The sequence below is a fragment of the Paraflavitalea sp. CAU 1676 genome (assembly GCF_029223285.1).
Lineage (GTDB): Bacteria > Bacteroidota > Bacteroidia > Chitinophagales > Chitinophagaceae > Paraflavitalea.
In genome coordinates, this window is sequence record NZ_JARHUJ010000010.1 from 38,334 (window position 1) to 53,831 (window position 15,498).

Here is a 15,498-nt window from a genome sequence, read left to right on the forward strand (position 1 = left end):
ACTAGGGCTCAATAGGGGGCTTGATCTGATGGAAAGTAGACTCAGAAAAAGTACCTACGTTGCAGGTCTCGATATCTTTACCGCCAATGATGGCGCTTAAAAGATCGATCTTTTCCCTTAAAGCCTGTTCGGAACCGAGCAGTACTTCAACATCCTGTTGCTTTGTTTCAACTGTGTTTGATTTCATTTTGGATAATTTTTAATGATAAACAATGACCCAGCCTACTGCCTGGGAATTGGCAGGGCAATTCTGCGCAAGCTTGCCGTGCTTGTTTTAGTACTAAAAAACGTTCGGGAGGATGGATTTTTTGCAAGGGGATCCCGTTGCGCCAGCGATGCCCGCTTCGCAAATGTGCCATTCCTCCCTATCTTGATTATTTATTTGCCTATCCTTCGCTTCTCCTCGTTGTTGCCTGCACTCTTATTGATCCCGCTATTTCTTTCCTTATGCTGGAAGTTGTAGGCTATCGTCAACCTTACGCCTGAATTCATTTCGTAATAATTCCTTTCGGAGATCTGTGTCTGCTCGTACACTGTTCTGTAACGGTCAAAAGCTGTATGGAATATATCATTTACCGAGCCGGTAAATCTCCAGGTCTGACCAAGACGTTTTGAAACAAATCCGTTTACAACGAATTGGTTCTTTACATAGGTGTTGTCGCTATAGAAGGGCGCGTTTTCCGAAATGTCTGCTCCAACTATAAGGTTCCACAAGGACTTGATGGTCGCGGAGCTATTGATACTGGCCGTAGCGAAAGCAGTTCGCTGGTTAATGGGGAAATTCACAACACTCCCTTTGTAATGGATCAATCCTGCGTACAGGTTAAAGGAAGTGGAGAGCCAGGGAAAAAATTGCGGATTCAATGACGAAACAACCGTAACTGCATTGAAATCTGAATAGTTTCCTTTTTGGGTGTGTAATTTACCGTCATTATCCACAATGGTCTGGGCGGAAATCCGGTTATACGTTTGACTGTAGATCAGTTGGAATATATGCTTGTTCTGCAAGGTATAGGTCAATTCATGCCGGTAGCGCCTGGAAGGCCTTAAAAATGGATCACCTGTCAGGTATATCCGGTCTGTACTATACAATTTGAACGGATTTACATCAAAAAACGATGGGCGCTGCAGCTGGCCAATAAAAGCATAGCTCAGCTGGTGCGATGGATGCAGGGAATAGAACAAAAAGGCGTTTGGGAAAAGGTTGGTATACCTGTTTTTTGTCCGTGTATCGTCGCTTTCGTTCAGTGTGCGGGTTTGCTCAAGGCGTAAGCCAAGTTTGTAATTCAATGTGGGACCAATTTTATGCGTCAGCGAACTGTAAACCGCATATATCTGCTCTTTGTACAGAAACGACTGGCTTTCGTGGATGTCATGTATAAAGCCACTCCCATTCCAATGATCGAAAGCGATATCACCGCTGCTTTGGGTTTGGCTATACTTAGTTCCCATATCCAGTTGAAATTTTCCCCGGTTCCAGGGATAGGTATAATCGGCATTGGCCGTATAATTCCAGATCGAAAGGGGCAAGCCGTTTTTGAACAGGTTACGGAATATTTCTGCTGTGCCTTCCTGTTGCTTAAAGGTGGTGTTCAAGGCGCCATTCCTGTCTTCTTTAAACCAATAGCCCGACGTTTGCAACTTCAACGATTGGCCGGCACTGTCCAGTCGTATCTTATAAAGAAGGTCGGCATTTACATACTTCGCCAGCTCCGTATTGCCGCCACGCGAAACGTGTATGGAGTCTGTTGTATTCATGGCCGGCGACAGGAACCGGGTGGGCGCTATATTGTCCCTGTCCATATCCCTGAGTGAATAATCTACCACAAAGCCTAACTGGTGATGGCGGTTGAATTTGTAGTCCATGCCTAGATTGCCTGTTACTCCTTTCTCTTTGCTGTCTCTATCAACATTGACCTGCTGATTACTAACGTTGGGATTGGGTTGCTTGAAGGAATAGTCACTGTGTATTTTTTGCCAGCTTAGAAAATGACTGTTTGTTACGTTGGTAAATCCATAAACCGTGAGCTTCTTTTTTTGGTACTCCGCACTGGCTGTCAATGATTGGTTATTATAGGTCAGCTGCGTGGTGCTGAATTGAACCCCGCCGAGCCAGCCGTCCGTAACTGGTTTTTTCAGGATGATATTGATGATACCTCCTTTGGTGTCTGCATCAAATTCGCTGGAGGGCGTTGTGAGTATTTCGATCTTATCAACCGACCCGGCAGGGATGCCCTTCAGGTAAGCAGCGAGGGCGTCTGGCGGCATTCTTAAATTCCTGCCATTCAATTGAAGCGTGCCGCCTCCTCCGCTCAACAAGATGAGGCCTGGCTCTTTTACCGTGATAAGGGGCGATTTCCCCAGTACTTCCCAGGCATTCGAGGCGCCTGCAATCCTTTGGGCCACATTTACTATAAAGCGGTCGGCTTTTCGTTCTATCAATTGCTTTCGGCCGGTTACCTGCACCTGCGTAAGATGATTGGCATTAATAGTCAGTACCTGGTTGACCTGCGAATTTTCCGTAATACGCAGCACCGTATCTGATGAAAAGTAATTAAGGTGAGAAAAGACAAGTTTGTAAGTAGCTGCGGGGATCATTGTAAACTGATACTTCCCTCCATGATCGCTCAACGCCGTTTGTACAACCGTCGTGTCTTTGATCAAACTGATCGTCACAAATTCGATGGGGTGTTGGGCGCTATCAACAACATGGCCCGAAAGTGTGAATTGTGCACATAGGCCAAAGCTCCTCATAAGTAGTACAAGTACTAATAACTTTTTAGCGATTCTCATAGAGTGACACACCTGATTAGGAATAAAGCTCTTCTGGTTAATGGTTTGTTAACAGTTCATGATTGCATATGTTGAATACTGTTAGCGATAGCTAATTTATGGAAACAATTAAAACAACCAAGAACAAACCCGTATCCGTGCGTAAAATAATGATAAGTGTGCAGTTTTCGGCTGTAACTGTGCACGGAGGATCTATTTTAGCAGCCTCGCGCTATCAGTTTCCTGGCATTGAAGTGCTAATCTTTTTGCTCTTTTCTGTCGTTAAACTGCTGACGGTAATGTATTTCTTCTCGTACTTGTAGAATGCCTTAATGATGCGAACAGGATTTTTCCATTCAAACAGGTGAATGATCCACATGGTGATGCGGATTAGTCCTTTCGGCTTTACCAACGATTGCCCCAGTTTTTGGATGCTGGCGTCGCGCGCAGTAATGCAATGGGTATAATCGGTGGGTTTCATTAACTTGCCATGGAGGTCTTCCGCGAAACTCCAGGCGCCGTCGCGCGCATTGGAGATGCTGAACTGGATGAGGATCGATTCGTTGGTGGCGTGGAAGCCAAAGAGCGAGAGCAGGGGAGATACCCGGTTCAGTTCATTCATCACTTCAAAGATCAGCGAGCCGATAATAGTATTGATGCTGTTGAAATCATTGCGGATGGTGCGGATATCGTTGGTGCCGGCCGTTTCCACGGCGGCGATGCCCAGGTCGAAGTTGATATGGGCGTTCATGCCCAGCAGCATATGCTGCAATACCAGCACCTGGCGCCGGCGGCTCGAGTCGAAGGCCGTAGCCCAGGAGCCCGCTATTTTTTGGTTGTTCCGCAACTGACGCACCGCTGCGAGGTAGCGGTTGGCGAAGACCACATCCAGTTTTTCCATCCTTGCGCCATCTTCAAACTCATTGTTCAAGATACCCTGTTTTACCCGTACCGTTACTTTATGATACAGGGCCGCAAAATAACCGATGCGGTCGCGCGTGGCTTCACAGTCGGCGATGAGCGCTTCCAGTTGCGCAATCACGGCATCGATGGTGGTGGGTAACGGGGTGGTTGGCATGGGTGTTAAAGACATAAAGTGGTATAAACAATTAAGACAGACTAAGGTATGGGATTTTGACGGAATGGGGGCGGCTGTGGCAGCAGGTTCGTTAGGTGCGCTAACGAATCAACCATTTGGGTAATACGGATTAAAATGGGGTCGGGGAGTGGGAGAAACGGTCGCTCCAAACGTTTCTATGGAGATTGCGCTTGCCGTTAGTAGCATACCTGGCAGGCGTGATCGTTAACCAGGGTAAAATGATAAAACAGCATAACCTTGATCCGGTTGGGCCGGCCACCGACCAATGGATTGAGCGTATCTACCTCGATGAGTACCCGGGCCTGAAAGGACTGGCGTACAAGTTCATCCGCAATGAGCTCGAAGCAGAGCATATTGTGGAACGATCTTTTGATAAACTTGAAAAGAAGATAAATGACAGTCCGGACTACTTCGCGTCCATTACCCACGCCAAAGCCTACCTCGCCAATATTATCCGCAATGCCAGTATCGATTTTATAAAGGATCACCCCGGTCACCAGGCATTTGAAGAAGCTGACGATGAACAGATTGCTGATGTCAGTTCAGCCATCGAAATGTTCGAGGCGGCCGATCTGCAACGGCGCCTGCCAAAGTACATAGACCAATTGCCGGAAGCCTGGAGGCAAGTGATGCTGTTGTTTTTTGTGGAAGGATTATCGATGGAGGAAGTGAAACAACGACTGGGTAAAACGAACAATGATATCCGGGTACTCAAATCGAAAGCGCTTAAAAGACTGCGGCAGTTGCTGTTAGGCGAAGATGGAGCCGGGTTGCCAGGCGAAGTACTATTCTTTCTACTATGGGTAAGTACCGTGGTCTAAAAAAAATATCAATTATGACGTTAATGATCATTCCATTTTCAGTATTAATAATAAAGGGCTCTGTTACTCAAACCTTATTGTCATGAAAAGCCAACATCCAGACTTAGTGCTTATCTATTATAAGCAGAAAGACGGAGTCCCATTATCTGAGGAAGAGCAACGTGCCTGGGAAGCCTATAGAAAGGAGAAGCCGGCCTTGCGTGAAGCGTTGTTTGAAGAAGACAGACTGAATAACCTTGCCCGAAACCGGCAACAAATGTTGCCGTATAAGGCTTATCAGAAAAAATACAGTGCACCATTATCCATTACCTTTCCTAAAGAGAAGAACACGGCTACTGTAAAGCAACGTAGTGTCCCGACCTGGCAAATTGCGTTTACGGTAGCCGCTTCTCTATTGCTATGCTTCGGAGCAGGCTGGTTATTTAAACAGCTCAGCAGCCGAAACGAAACACCACCGGTGGTACAAACCAGTGAACCGGCACCTATTACACCCGGTTACGACCGGGCGATACTCACCCTGGCCGATGGCAAACAACTAACCGTCGATACACTGGTTCAAGGGGCCTTGCCGCAACAAGGGGCCACAGCGGTATCGATGCCCGAACCAGGCATGATCCGCTACCAGCCAACCAACCCTTCACCGGTTAACGGCGTACTCATGAATGATTTGAAAACACCCCGTGGCGGTACTTACCGGCTAACCTTGGCCGATGGTACGAAAGTGTGGTTGAATGCGGACTCCCGATTGCATTATCCGGTAGCTTTCAATAATACCAGCCGGGAAGTGCAACTGGAAGGCGAAGCTTATTTTGAGGTAGCGCCGGATGCGAAACGGCGCTTTGTCGTGCATTATTACGACCAGGTGGCCACCGTGTATGGCACCCAGTTCAATATACAGGCCTATAAGAAAGATTCGAACCTCGTGGCCCTCGTAGAGGGTAAAGTGAAAGTAGGGGCGGAAGATGCTTCCACACAAAACGGGCTGTCGCTGAAGCCTGGACAACAGGCGCTGCGGTATAATGGCAAACTGTTGGTGTCGAAAGTGGAGAACATGAAGAACCTGACCGGTTGGAAGAACGGCCGCTTCGTCTTCCACGATGCCAGGCTGTCGGAGATCATGGAACAGGTGCAGCGTTGGTACGATGTGAACATCGTGTACCTGAACGATGTGGCCGACGAGCGGTTTGTGATCAACGAATTTCCGAGGGAATATTCCCTGCAGCTGTTGCTCGACAACCTGAGCGCTACCAAACGCATTCGTTGTAACGTGCGGGGCCGTACCGTGTACATCAGCAAGTAATTAACGCTTTATATAGCAACCGATCGTGTCGTTTATGCATGGATCGGTGGCCACCACTAAACCTCCTCCTATCTAATCAGGCCGGCAAATGCCGGCACCATTGTCTATCTTATCCTCGCAAACGTTATAACCTTAGCCTGTTCGAAGAAACGCCAATATCCCAGTAAACCCACAAACGCATAAACATGTTCAAATGTTTCTTCTGTTTGCAGGGACGCCTGCTGATTGCTCTGTTATTGGTGGCCGTTTCGAATTTCGCCGTAGCACAACGACCTGCCAAGCCGGTAGTGGTACCCGATACCGCTAAAGCGTATTCATTCCAGGTGAGCGATACCACCCTGGAAGATTTCCTGGAACTGGTTACTAAAACAACCGGTTTCAAGTATTCCTTTGCGTCTATCGATGTCGATAAAAAGGCGCTGGTGAGCTGCAGGGTCACCAACGAACCCTTGTACAAAATATTAAACAGCGTATTGGGGAAAACAGGCCATGGCTATCGTTTTAACCAGGACTTTATCAATGTGCACAAAGATCTCCGCCTCCTGGAGCAGTACGGGGTGAGCGAACCGGGACCGTTCTGGATCCGCGGTAAAGTGGTCGATGAAAAAGGGGAGGCACTGGGCGGTATTACTGTACAGCACAACCTGAAAGACGTTACCCCGCGCATTACGTCGCAAACGGGATCGTTTGAGCTCGACTGGCCGCCCGGCAGTACCACCATCCGGTTCTCGGGTGCTTCCTGGCAAACCCAGCTGAAGCGGGTAGATGATCCTGCCGGGAAATTGCTGGTGGTGATGCAGGCAAAACCCGAAAAGCTGGAAGAGGTAGTGGTAAAAGGATATTACAAAGACACACGCCGCAACAATACAGGATCGGTAGCCGTGGTGACCGCGAAAGAACTAATGGTATTGTCTGCCAATCCCATCCAAAACCTGCAGGGCAGGGTGCCCGGCCTGCAGGTGATCGAAGGCAGTGGGGCGCCCGGCAGCACCATCGTGCCACGCATCCGCGGCATTCAAAGTATACCCGTAAAACCCGGTCCCGATCACCTCCTGCTCAACGATCCGTTGCAGGTATGGAACAATGTGCCCATGATCGTAGGCAGTAAGCCGGTAACGCGCACCCAATCGGCCGAAGGCGATCCCCAGGCGGGATCAGCGGCTGGCGGCAAAGGCATTCAGATCGCCACCAGTGCCGATGATATTGAATCTATCAGCATCTTGAAAGATGCCGACGCTACCAGCATTTATGGATCGAGGGGCGCCAATGGCGTCATCCTCATTACGACAAGGCAGGGTAAGGTAGGAGCCACGGTGGTGGATGTGAAGGCCGAGCAGGGCATGGTGCAAAGCAGTTATATACCCAACCGTTTCAACAACCTCGATTATGTGGCTATGCGCCGGGAAGCCATCGAAGCCTTTGGCGCCACGCCGAATGCCGTCAATGCACCCGATCTCTTTAAACTCGATACCAACGATTATACCAATATCCCCCAACTGCTCGCGGGCGGCACCGGGCATTTAACCTCGGTGCACGCCTCGTTGAGTGGAGGCGATACCACCCGCCGCTACCACCTCAGCAGCAACCTGTACCATGAGGGCAGTGTGCTGCCCGGATCTTTTTACCGTCAGCGGATCTCCTTTTACGGCAATCACCAATACAAATCACCCAAGCGACGTTTCCGGTCCGATGTTTCTGTTATGTATAGCCTGATGGACCAACGGTCGCCGGCCGACGACCCCATGTACAGCATTGACCTCGTGCCCTTATTGCCGCAGCTGCAGGATGGGGCAGGTAATTTGGTATGGAAAAGGGACAGCTTCCACTTCTTCAATCCGCTGGGCCAGCTGCGCAATACCAACGTGTCCAATATGGCCTACCTCATTGGTAACGGCCAGTTCGAATACCGGTTTTCGGAAGCGTTGACGGTACGCACGAATATCGGGTACCAGTCCTTGTCGACGGATGAGGTATTGACTTTACCGTTGGCAGCACAGGATCCTGAGCGGGCGTCTACGGCCGAACAATCGATGGCCCGTAACCGGTTCTCCGCCTGGATCATCGAACCCCAGCTCAACTGGAAAAAGGATTGGGATAAGCTCCGCATCGGTGGCCTGATCGGCGCCACCCTGCAACAGGAAAACAACAACTGGCATGTAGCGCGTAATGCCGGCTATGCCAGCGATTCCCTGATGCACAGCGGAGACAAGGCGCCGGAATACTCCTTTACCAGCGACCATTCGCAATACGTGTATAAGGGTGTCTATGCCCGTGCTTTCGCCGGTTGGCGCAACCGCTATTTCCTCAACCTCACAGGCAGGGTAGATGGCTCTTCCCGTTTCGGCATCCGGCGCCCAGCCAGGTTTTGGGGAGCCCTGGGTACGGCCTGGGTATTTTCGCAGGAGCAATGGGTGAAAGAACAATTACCCTTGCTCACACAAGGCAAATTGCGGTTCAGCTATGGGGCTACCGGTAACGATCAGTTGGGCGACTACACCTTCCTGGAATACTTTCTGCGTAACAATACGTCGGCGGGTCCCAACCCAACGAGGGCCATGAATAATACCCTTGGTTGGGAGAAAAACCGGAAAGCCGAATGGGGGTTGGAGCTGGAATGGAAGGATCGATTTTCGCTCAACGTGAACTATTATCATCAAACGGCGAAAGACCAGGTCATCGTAGTGAGTGAGCCCGGATCGGCCAATCCGCTGCTCGGCAATGCGCCGGTATCGGTATTGAACAGCGGTTGGGAGTTCCAATTTCAATCGACGGTGCAAACGTGCAAAAATTTTCGCTGGACGAGCAGCTTCAACCTCACCCTATCGAAGAATACATTACAGCGCTTCGATGGGCTGGCGCAATCGGCCTTCGCCAATAACCTGGTGGTAGGCCAGTCGCTCACGGTGGTGCGGGGTTATCCCAACCTGGGGGTGGATCCCCAAACAGGGTTATACGTGGTAGCGCCTACCAATGGCCAGGCCGCGCCTGCCGGCTGGCCCATCGTCACGGGCAACGACCTCGATCCGCAATATTATGGGGGCTGGTACAATGAAGTGCAGTGGAAGGCTGTTAGTTTTTCTGTTTTGTTCGAGTTCAGGGATCAGCCGTCCATCAGTGCGGCCTGGTACGAGTATACGCGGGTGCCGCCCGGCCGGTGGAGTGGCCGCACGCAGCTCACCAATCATTCGCCGGAGGTATGGACACGTTGGCAACAACCGGGCGACCGGGCCCCGTTGCAGCGATTCACGATCGCCAATGATGCCGCAACCAACGAAGCCTTGTTGTATAATAGGGGATCGGTCGATTGGAGTACCGGCGCTGCCTACCTGCGCATCAGGTCGATGGCCGTCAACTGGCGACTGCCTGCCGCGTTTATGAAGCGATGCGGGCTCAGGAGCGCCAATCTGTACCTCAAGGGGCAAAACCTGTGCACGTGGAGCGAATACAAGGGTGGTGACCCAACGCTGGCCGCTCCCTTCAAACTTCCTTCCTTACGGATGATCGCTGCCGGGCTGCAAGTACAGCTTTAAGCGGTGCGCCGGCTGGCGGATAATAACAAAAAAGAGGCAGGCACGAAGGCCTGCATCTTTGGGAGTTGCTTAGATTATTTGCTTCCATTACCCATAGCTTACCCTGAACCTTTTGATCGTGTGTGATCGTTAAGGTTTGTTGGTCCAGATCTGCGCGTAGTAGTAGAGAAAATAGCCGTACTCGTACTGGTGGGCGCCTCCGAAGGGGTTGCTGGACCAGCTGTAATTGGGGTAAAGCATAGAAAGCCTCACGACCTCCTGGCCAATTGGACCGGTAGTGCCGGTAGGGTATTCGCCCTCGATATCCCAATACCAGGTGTAATTAAATAAACCGTTTTCTTGGGTGGATGGAGGGTTGGAGCCATGAGGAGTGTGAGCAGTGAAGTGATTACCGGATGTAAAAGACATCACGAGGGTGGTGAGCGCCACATACATCATCTTTTTCATTTTGAAAGGTTTTACGTGACAAAATTGATTTGGTATAACCTTTCATCATTGCGTTACTACAATATACGATAAATATGGCTCCTGCGATCGGGCGCAACCGGGTTTTGATGGATGTCAAAGGCGGGTGGGACAGTGTTTAACATCTCAACAAAAAAAGAGGCCATCTCAATAACAAATGAGACAGCCCCTTTGAGCGGAAGTCCGAGGTGGAGGTGCTATGCGTATTGCAAGGTGAAATATTTGTCCTGCGACCGCAGGTATTCATGGTCGAAGTTCAATACAAACTCCTTGTTCTTTTCTTTGGTCAGTGACAAATACTCAAAAAAAACCGGGTGAATGATAAACGTATGACCCATAAAATCTTTCTCTTCATCCAGCCTGTTCTTGAGTAAGATCTGCGAGCCGGCATTGAAGATGAAGGAATACTTGTGCAGCTTTTCTTCGGCGGCCTTTTCATCGGTCAGCACAATACCCAGAAAGCCGATCTGGTACAGGAACCAGATCTTCTCTACCAGCGTGTTCTGGATATAAGGGTTTTTGTTGGGGGAGGTGAACTGGAATTGCACCTTGTCCAGTATTTCCGTCATATCCTGGTAGGAGAGGATCTGCGGACGGTGCTTAAACCGGCTGATGATATCTTCTATATTGACACAGTGCGTATTGAACTCATTGATGAATTCGGTTTCAATGATATGGGTGGCGATCTTTCGTACGATGATCTTGATATCGTCTTGCGTTAAAGGTATTTTGCGTTGCTTGAAGGTGTTCAGGGCCGAGATGATGTCGGCATAGTACAGGATGATCTCCCGGGGCCGCCAGAAGGTATGCCGCAGGATGTAGATGAACAAGGGAACGCTATACCGCAGGTCGTTGAATTCGATATCGATATAGGCGGGTATGTCGCGGAACTGCTCGCTGAAGATCTGCTGCAGCATTTCTTCGGCCGACTTGATGCCCGCCTTCGCTGTTTTGCCGTTTACCTTCTTCCCCGTGTATTTTTCCAGCCGCTTGATAAGCAATAGCATCAGTTCTACACCGGTCCAGTTGAGGGTTTGCACCTTGTTGATAAAAACGTATGAGTCCCGGTGCAGGCGTTCAATATCGAAATAGATGTCTTCCGGGATGGTGATGCAAAAACTGAACACGCTGAAAATGAAGTCGGAGCTCAGGCTGATCCGGTTCGAGTCGTACACGATCTGGAACAGGGCATACAGCAGGTCTGTATCTTTTGAGGCCCGTTTGGTGAGTTCCTCATGGATAAAAGAGTCTCCAAAATCAGTGGCCCGGAGAATGTTCTTGCGTTCGTCGTAAAAGGCGTTGTCGAAGTTGTCGAGCGTAAACAGGATCTTCTTGTTCAGGAAAGCCAGGCGTTCGGTGTATTTACGCAGCACATTGATGATGGGGTCGGTAAGGCAGTACTGGAAGAACCGCTTTTCGGTGAAATAGGTATTCCAGTCCGCGATGGAGATCTCATGGCCTTCGGCAAACTTATGCCGCACCACGGTGATGTAGTCGATCACTTTCGATACGGCGTAGGGAAATAAGATCATGCACATTTCAGCGTAGCGCTCTTCTTTTTCAAGGCCTTCCAGCGTGCCCGTGCAGTTGTATTCATGGTGAAAATCAGTGAGGAAGGTATAGAGCCGGGTTTTGTCTTCGGGCACCAGCAAGGGATGTTTCGATTTATGGTTATACAGCAGCAGGGCATCGATGTACATCAGGTGGATGAAGAATTTCCAGCCCATCTTGAGTACCTCTTTACGTTTGAGGCTGATGGCTTTGGAAATTTCGATCTCGGGTTTGCCTACTACATTGGTGAATATATTGTCGAGGTCTAGTTTATTGGCGTTAACGGGTATATCGATCAGGAATTTGTTGCTGTAGATATAAGGGATCACCTGGGTGAGGGTCGATTTGCCGCTGCCTTTACGTCCTTTGATGATGACGGAGTCGCGGATACTTACTTTTTGCAGGGCATTGTTTTGTACGATGATCTCTTCGATGAGGGCACGGTTTTGCGGGTTGTTGAAATCGGCTTTGGGTTCATCGAAGAGTCTTTTGCGGACGCGATCTTTCTCGGCATAGTAATCTTTATTGGTAAAGGGCGATAGGTCGCGGGCATGTTTGATGATCTTCTTGAGGTCGTCGGTCGTGTTTTTATGGTCGCCGATGGGCTGTCCGTTCAGGATATGCAGTTTGGTGAGGTTGAGGCAGAGTTTGGACTCTATTTCTGCCGGCACGCTTTCCTGGAAGGTGCCGCTTACGAGGATGGGCCATATAAAGAAATCCTCTTCGCGGATGCTTTTGTTCTGTAAAATGCGGGTAAATTCTTCGTACACGCCGCCCTGGCGGGTCAACACACGGTTTTTGTAGGTAGGCGTCAGCAGGATGATCACGCCAAAGCAGCTGTCGAGTGATGACATAAAGCTGGAGAGGTCTTCACCGGTCAGCAGGCCTTTGTCTACCAGCAGGTCAAATTTCCCGCGGCTGCCTTCGCTGAACATTTTGCTGATGTAATCCCGGATGGGGAAGGTGCCTCCTTCATGGGCATAGCTAACGAATAGTTTTGGTTTGGTGTTCATAAGGTTATTCTTTTGGCTTCACCACGTAATTCTGAAATGAGGGGCGTGAGCTTATCTCATTCAATCAATTATTCATAGTTATTTTTAAACGAATGAAGCAGCGCGGGCAACCATGGGGCGTAAAATAAAATAGGCCATTCAGCTAACTGCCGAATGGCCTGGAGGCGTCTTGAATGGCTATTCTTTATCGCTTAGTTCGTTTTCTTGGCGTAGGTTCCTTTCACCTCCCAGTTTTCGCTACGCGTTTCTATTGATTTCTTTTCCAGGTTCAGTTGTTTGCCGTCGGGGGAGAGGCTGAGTATCTCCACACGTGTCAGGTCTACTTCATTAGGATTGTCTTCTACATAGAACACCGTCGTGATCACCAGGCTTTTTTTGTCGGCACTCCATTTCAGGCTCTTGATGTATTTCCGGTTGCTGTTTTTGCTTAGGGCGGTCAGCGATTTGCCGTCCATCGATACGGCGGAGCGGCTTTTTACTTCCTGGCCTTCGGCGCCAACACTCACCGATTCAATGATCAGGGAATCAGTTTGTTGCTGAAAGGTGATGGCAGATGCCAGGGCATTCCCGTATTCGGGGCCAAGTACGTGTTGTTTGTTTTGAAGATTCCAGGTGCCGGAAAAGTTGGTCTGGGCTACAGCAGCACTACTACAAAGTAATAACAAGAGCAAGCGAACGATCATAGATTTTCGAGATTTAAGAAGTAACGGTTCGTCAAAGGCCGGTAACCACGCATTGATAAAAAAAGGCCCAAATCCATTTTTTATCCATTTTTTTCGAGTATTATTGCTGGTAAGAATCTACGGGCCCATTTCCCCGCCCAAACTAATCAAACTTGTAGCTGGCTAATTCTTTCCTTCCTGATCATTGTGTTGATTGTCAAATCCCTTTGTAAGGCCTTTCCTATCAGAATTGTTTACGAATTTTTTAATGGTTTTGTTTAATAGCTGAGTTTACCTATGATTTCTGGTGAGATCAATAACGACGTGCAGCTGGCAGCTGCTTTCCGCGACGACAACGAAAAGACTGCTCTCCCCGCACTGAATGCACTTTGGAAAAATAACTACAAGGCGTTGGTGTTCTATGCCAACCAGTTAATAAAGAACGACCTCCTGTCGGAGGATATCGTTTCGGAGGTGTTCACCAAATTGTGGGCCCTGCGCAAGAACTTCGACAATACGCCCAGTATACGGGCCTTCCTCTACGTATCCGTGCGCAATGCCTGCTACGACCACCTGCGTAGCGAGGATATCCATAACAGAATTCACAAAGAAATACTGTACACGACCGATTATGTGGCAGAAGTGAACCGGGATGATTATGATATGATGTATGCAGAATACATTCAGCAATTGTATGTGCAGGTAAAGGAGTTGCCGGAGCGTTGTGGGGAGGTATTCAAGTTGTTCTTCTTTCAGCAGCTTACTACACGCGAGATCGCGCTGGCGCTCAATATATCAGAGCAAACGGTGCGTAATCAGAAAACAAAGGCGGTGGGCATATTGAAAGCCGCTTTGTTGAAGAAAGACCTGTTGCCGGTTTCTTTTGTACTCCATGTATTCGCTATTTTACTAGCAGGAGATGAATGAAGAGGAACGCTTAATGATATGGTAATATTATTTCAGATGATGGGTGATGGTTAATCCTGCCTGCCTATACGTTTTAGTAAGGTAGGGTATACCCTATGTACATTATTAACCATTACCGAATCAATAACAATATCATGCAAGAAACCGCGGTCAATAGAATTGTAGCGTTGCTGGCATCGCAGCAAAAAGGGACCATCACTGTTGAGGATCAGCAGGAACTCGATAGTTGGGCCACTGCCTCCGAAGCGAACAAACGCTTCATGATTCGTTGCGGCAATAAGGAATTGGCTGCCGAAGCACTTAATCAGTTAGATAACATTGATGAGGACAGTGCCTGGCAACGTTTTTTGGAAAAGAATGACTTGGCAGCGGCTCCCGTGGTCACCATGCGTAGAAAGCCCTGGCGCTGGCTGGTGGCGGCTGTTTTGGCTGGTGCTATTGCTGTAGGCGCATTTATGTTTTGGCCCCGTAATAACAAACCGGCTAAGGAGCCAGCCGTGCTGGTGAATAAGACAGAGGATGTGCAACCGGGGGGTAATAAAGCCACCTTGACCTTGGGCGATGGGCGCACCATTACTCTAAACGATGCCCGTGATGGGGTGTTGAATAAAGAGGAGGGCGCCGCTGTTAATAAAGAGGGCGATGCGCTGGTGTATGATGCGGGAAAAGGAAATGCCCCAAAGGAGAAAGGACCCCTGCTTTATCACGTGCTTACCACGCCGATTGGCGGCACTTATTATGTTTCCCTGCCCGATAAGAGCAAGGTATGGCTCAATGCTGATTCCCGGATTAAGTATCCCACGGTGTTCAGTGGGCGTGAGCGTAGGGTAGAGGTGCTGGGGGAGGCCTATTTTGAAGTGGCTAAGGATTTGTCAAAGCCTTTTGTGGTCAAGACTGGCGAGTTGGATGTAGAGGTATTGGGTACGCATTTTAATGTCCGGAACTATAGCGATGAGTCTGCAGTGAAGACAACCTTGATTGAGGGAAAGGTGCAGGTGGGGGCAAGCGATAAAGATCCAGTCGTGTTGACGCCTGGCGAACAAGCCTCCATGGATGCTGCATCGGGTAGGGGTGCCAGAGTGGCGGCGGTGGATGTAGAGGCGGTGATGGCCTGGAAGAATGGCTATTTCGAATTCAGGGCGGCTACGTTATCAGAGGTGATGAAGGAGATCAGGAGGTGGTATGTGGGTATTAAAGAGATAGTTTTTGAGGAACCTGTAAACGATAAATTCACTGCGACCATTCCCCGAAATGTAAATTTAAGGACCTTATTGCTGGTGTTGGAGGAGACAGAAAGAGTTCATTTTGAAATAGAAGATAATAAGATAATCATTAGTAGATAATCTGCTCGGTTTGAA

At 49.2% G+C, this 15,498-nt stretch carries 11 protein-coding genes; 5 read left to right on the forward strand and 6 right to left on the reverse strand.

Annotated elements, in window-relative coordinates; all coding sequences use genetic code 11:
* Nucleotide 1 precedes the first annotated feature (1 nt).
* The 3 genes from P2H89_RS29325 to P2H89_RS29335 all read right to left on the reverse strand — a co-directional run bounded on the left by P2H89_RS29325 (nt 2) and on the right by P2H89_RS29335 (nt 3,865).
* A complete protein-coding gene (locus P2H89_RS29325) occupies nt 2-187 on the reverse strand; it encodes a hypothetical protein (protein ID WP_275833909.1) in 186 nt (61 codons plus the stop codon).
* A 191-nt stretch (nt 188-378) separates the two neighbouring features.
* The gene (locus P2H89_RS29330; protein WP_275833911.1) at nt 379-2,793 is read right to left on the reverse strand and encodes an outer membrane beta-barrel protein; all 2,415 of its coding nucleotides are present in this window, start codon (nt 2,791-2,793) and stop codon (nt 379-381) included.
* Between the two features lie 214 nt (nt 2,794-3,007).
* Nucleotides 3,008-3,865 (reverse strand): DUF5995 family protein, encoded by an 858-nt coding sequence (locus P2H89_RS29335; RefSeq protein WP_275833913.1) that lies wholly within the window; start codon nt 3,863-3,865, stop codon nt 3,008-3,010.
* A 224-nt stretch (nt 3,866-4,089) separates the two neighbouring features.
* On the opposite strand from P2H89_RS29335, the gene P2H89_RS29340 reads away from it, so the two are divergent.
* The 3 genes from P2H89_RS29340 (at nt 4,090) to P2H89_RS29350 (ending at nt 9,522) form a co-directional block, all read left to right on the forward strand.
* On the forward strand, nt 4,090-4,692 hold the full coding sequence (locus P2H89_RS29340) for a sigma-70 family RNA polymerase sigma factor (protein WP_275833915.1): 603 nt from the start codon (nt 4,090-4,092) through the stop codon (nt 4,690-4,692).
* An 82-nt stretch (nt 4,693-4,774) separates the two neighbouring features.
* Nucleotides 4,775-5,992, forward strand: a complete 1,218-nt coding sequence (locus P2H89_RS29345; protein ID WP_275833917.1) for a FecR domain-containing protein — start codon at nt 4,775-4,777, stop codon at nt 5,990-5,992.
* 185 nt (nt 5,993-6,177) lie between these two features.
* Nucleotides 6,178-9,522, forward strand: coding sequence for a SusC/RagA family TonB-linked outer membrane protein (locus P2H89_RS29350; protein ID WP_275833919.1), 3,345 nt, complete (start codon nt 6,178-6,180; stop codon nt 9,520-9,522).
* 129 nt (nt 9,523-9,651) lie between these two features.
* Here P2H89_RS29350 and P2H89_RS29355 read toward each other — a convergent pair whose 3' ends face one another.
* From P2H89_RS29355 to P2H89_RS29365, 3 genes are all read right to left on the reverse strand, one after another.
* Entirely contained in the window at nt 9,652-9,969 is a 318-nt protein-coding gene (locus P2H89_RS29355; RefSeq protein ID WP_275833920.1) for a hypothetical protein, read from the reverse strand.
* A 215-nt stretch (nt 9,970-10,184) separates the two neighbouring features.
* A complete protein-coding gene (locus P2H89_RS29360; RefSeq protein ID WP_275833922.1) occupies nt 10,185-12,551 on the reverse strand; it encodes a hypothetical protein in 2,367 nt (788 codons plus the stop codon).
* Between the two features lie 191 nt (nt 12,552-12,742).
* Nucleotides 12,743-13,234 (reverse strand): hypothetical protein, encoded by a 492-nt coding sequence (locus P2H89_RS29365; protein ID WP_275833924.1) that lies wholly within the window; start codon nt 13,232-13,234, stop codon nt 12,743-12,745.
* 276 nt (nt 13,235-13,510) lie between these two features.
* Here P2H89_RS29365 and P2H89_RS29370 point away from each other — a divergent pair, with 276 nt between their 5' ends.
* Nucleotides 13,511-14,140 carry an RNA polymerase sigma-70 factor gene (locus P2H89_RS29370; protein ID WP_275833926.1) on the forward strand — a complete coding sequence of 210 codons (630 nt, stop codon included), beginning with the start codon at nt 13,511-13,513 and terminating at the stop codon, nt 14,138-14,140.
* Between the two features lie 95 nt (nt 14,141-14,235).
* Nucleotides 14,236-15,483, forward strand: a complete 1,248-nt coding sequence (locus P2H89_RS29375) for a FecR family protein (RefSeq protein WP_275833928.1) — start codon at nt 14,236-14,238, stop codon at nt 15,481-15,483.
* The last annotated feature ends 15 nt before the right edge of the window (nt 15,484-15,498 follow it).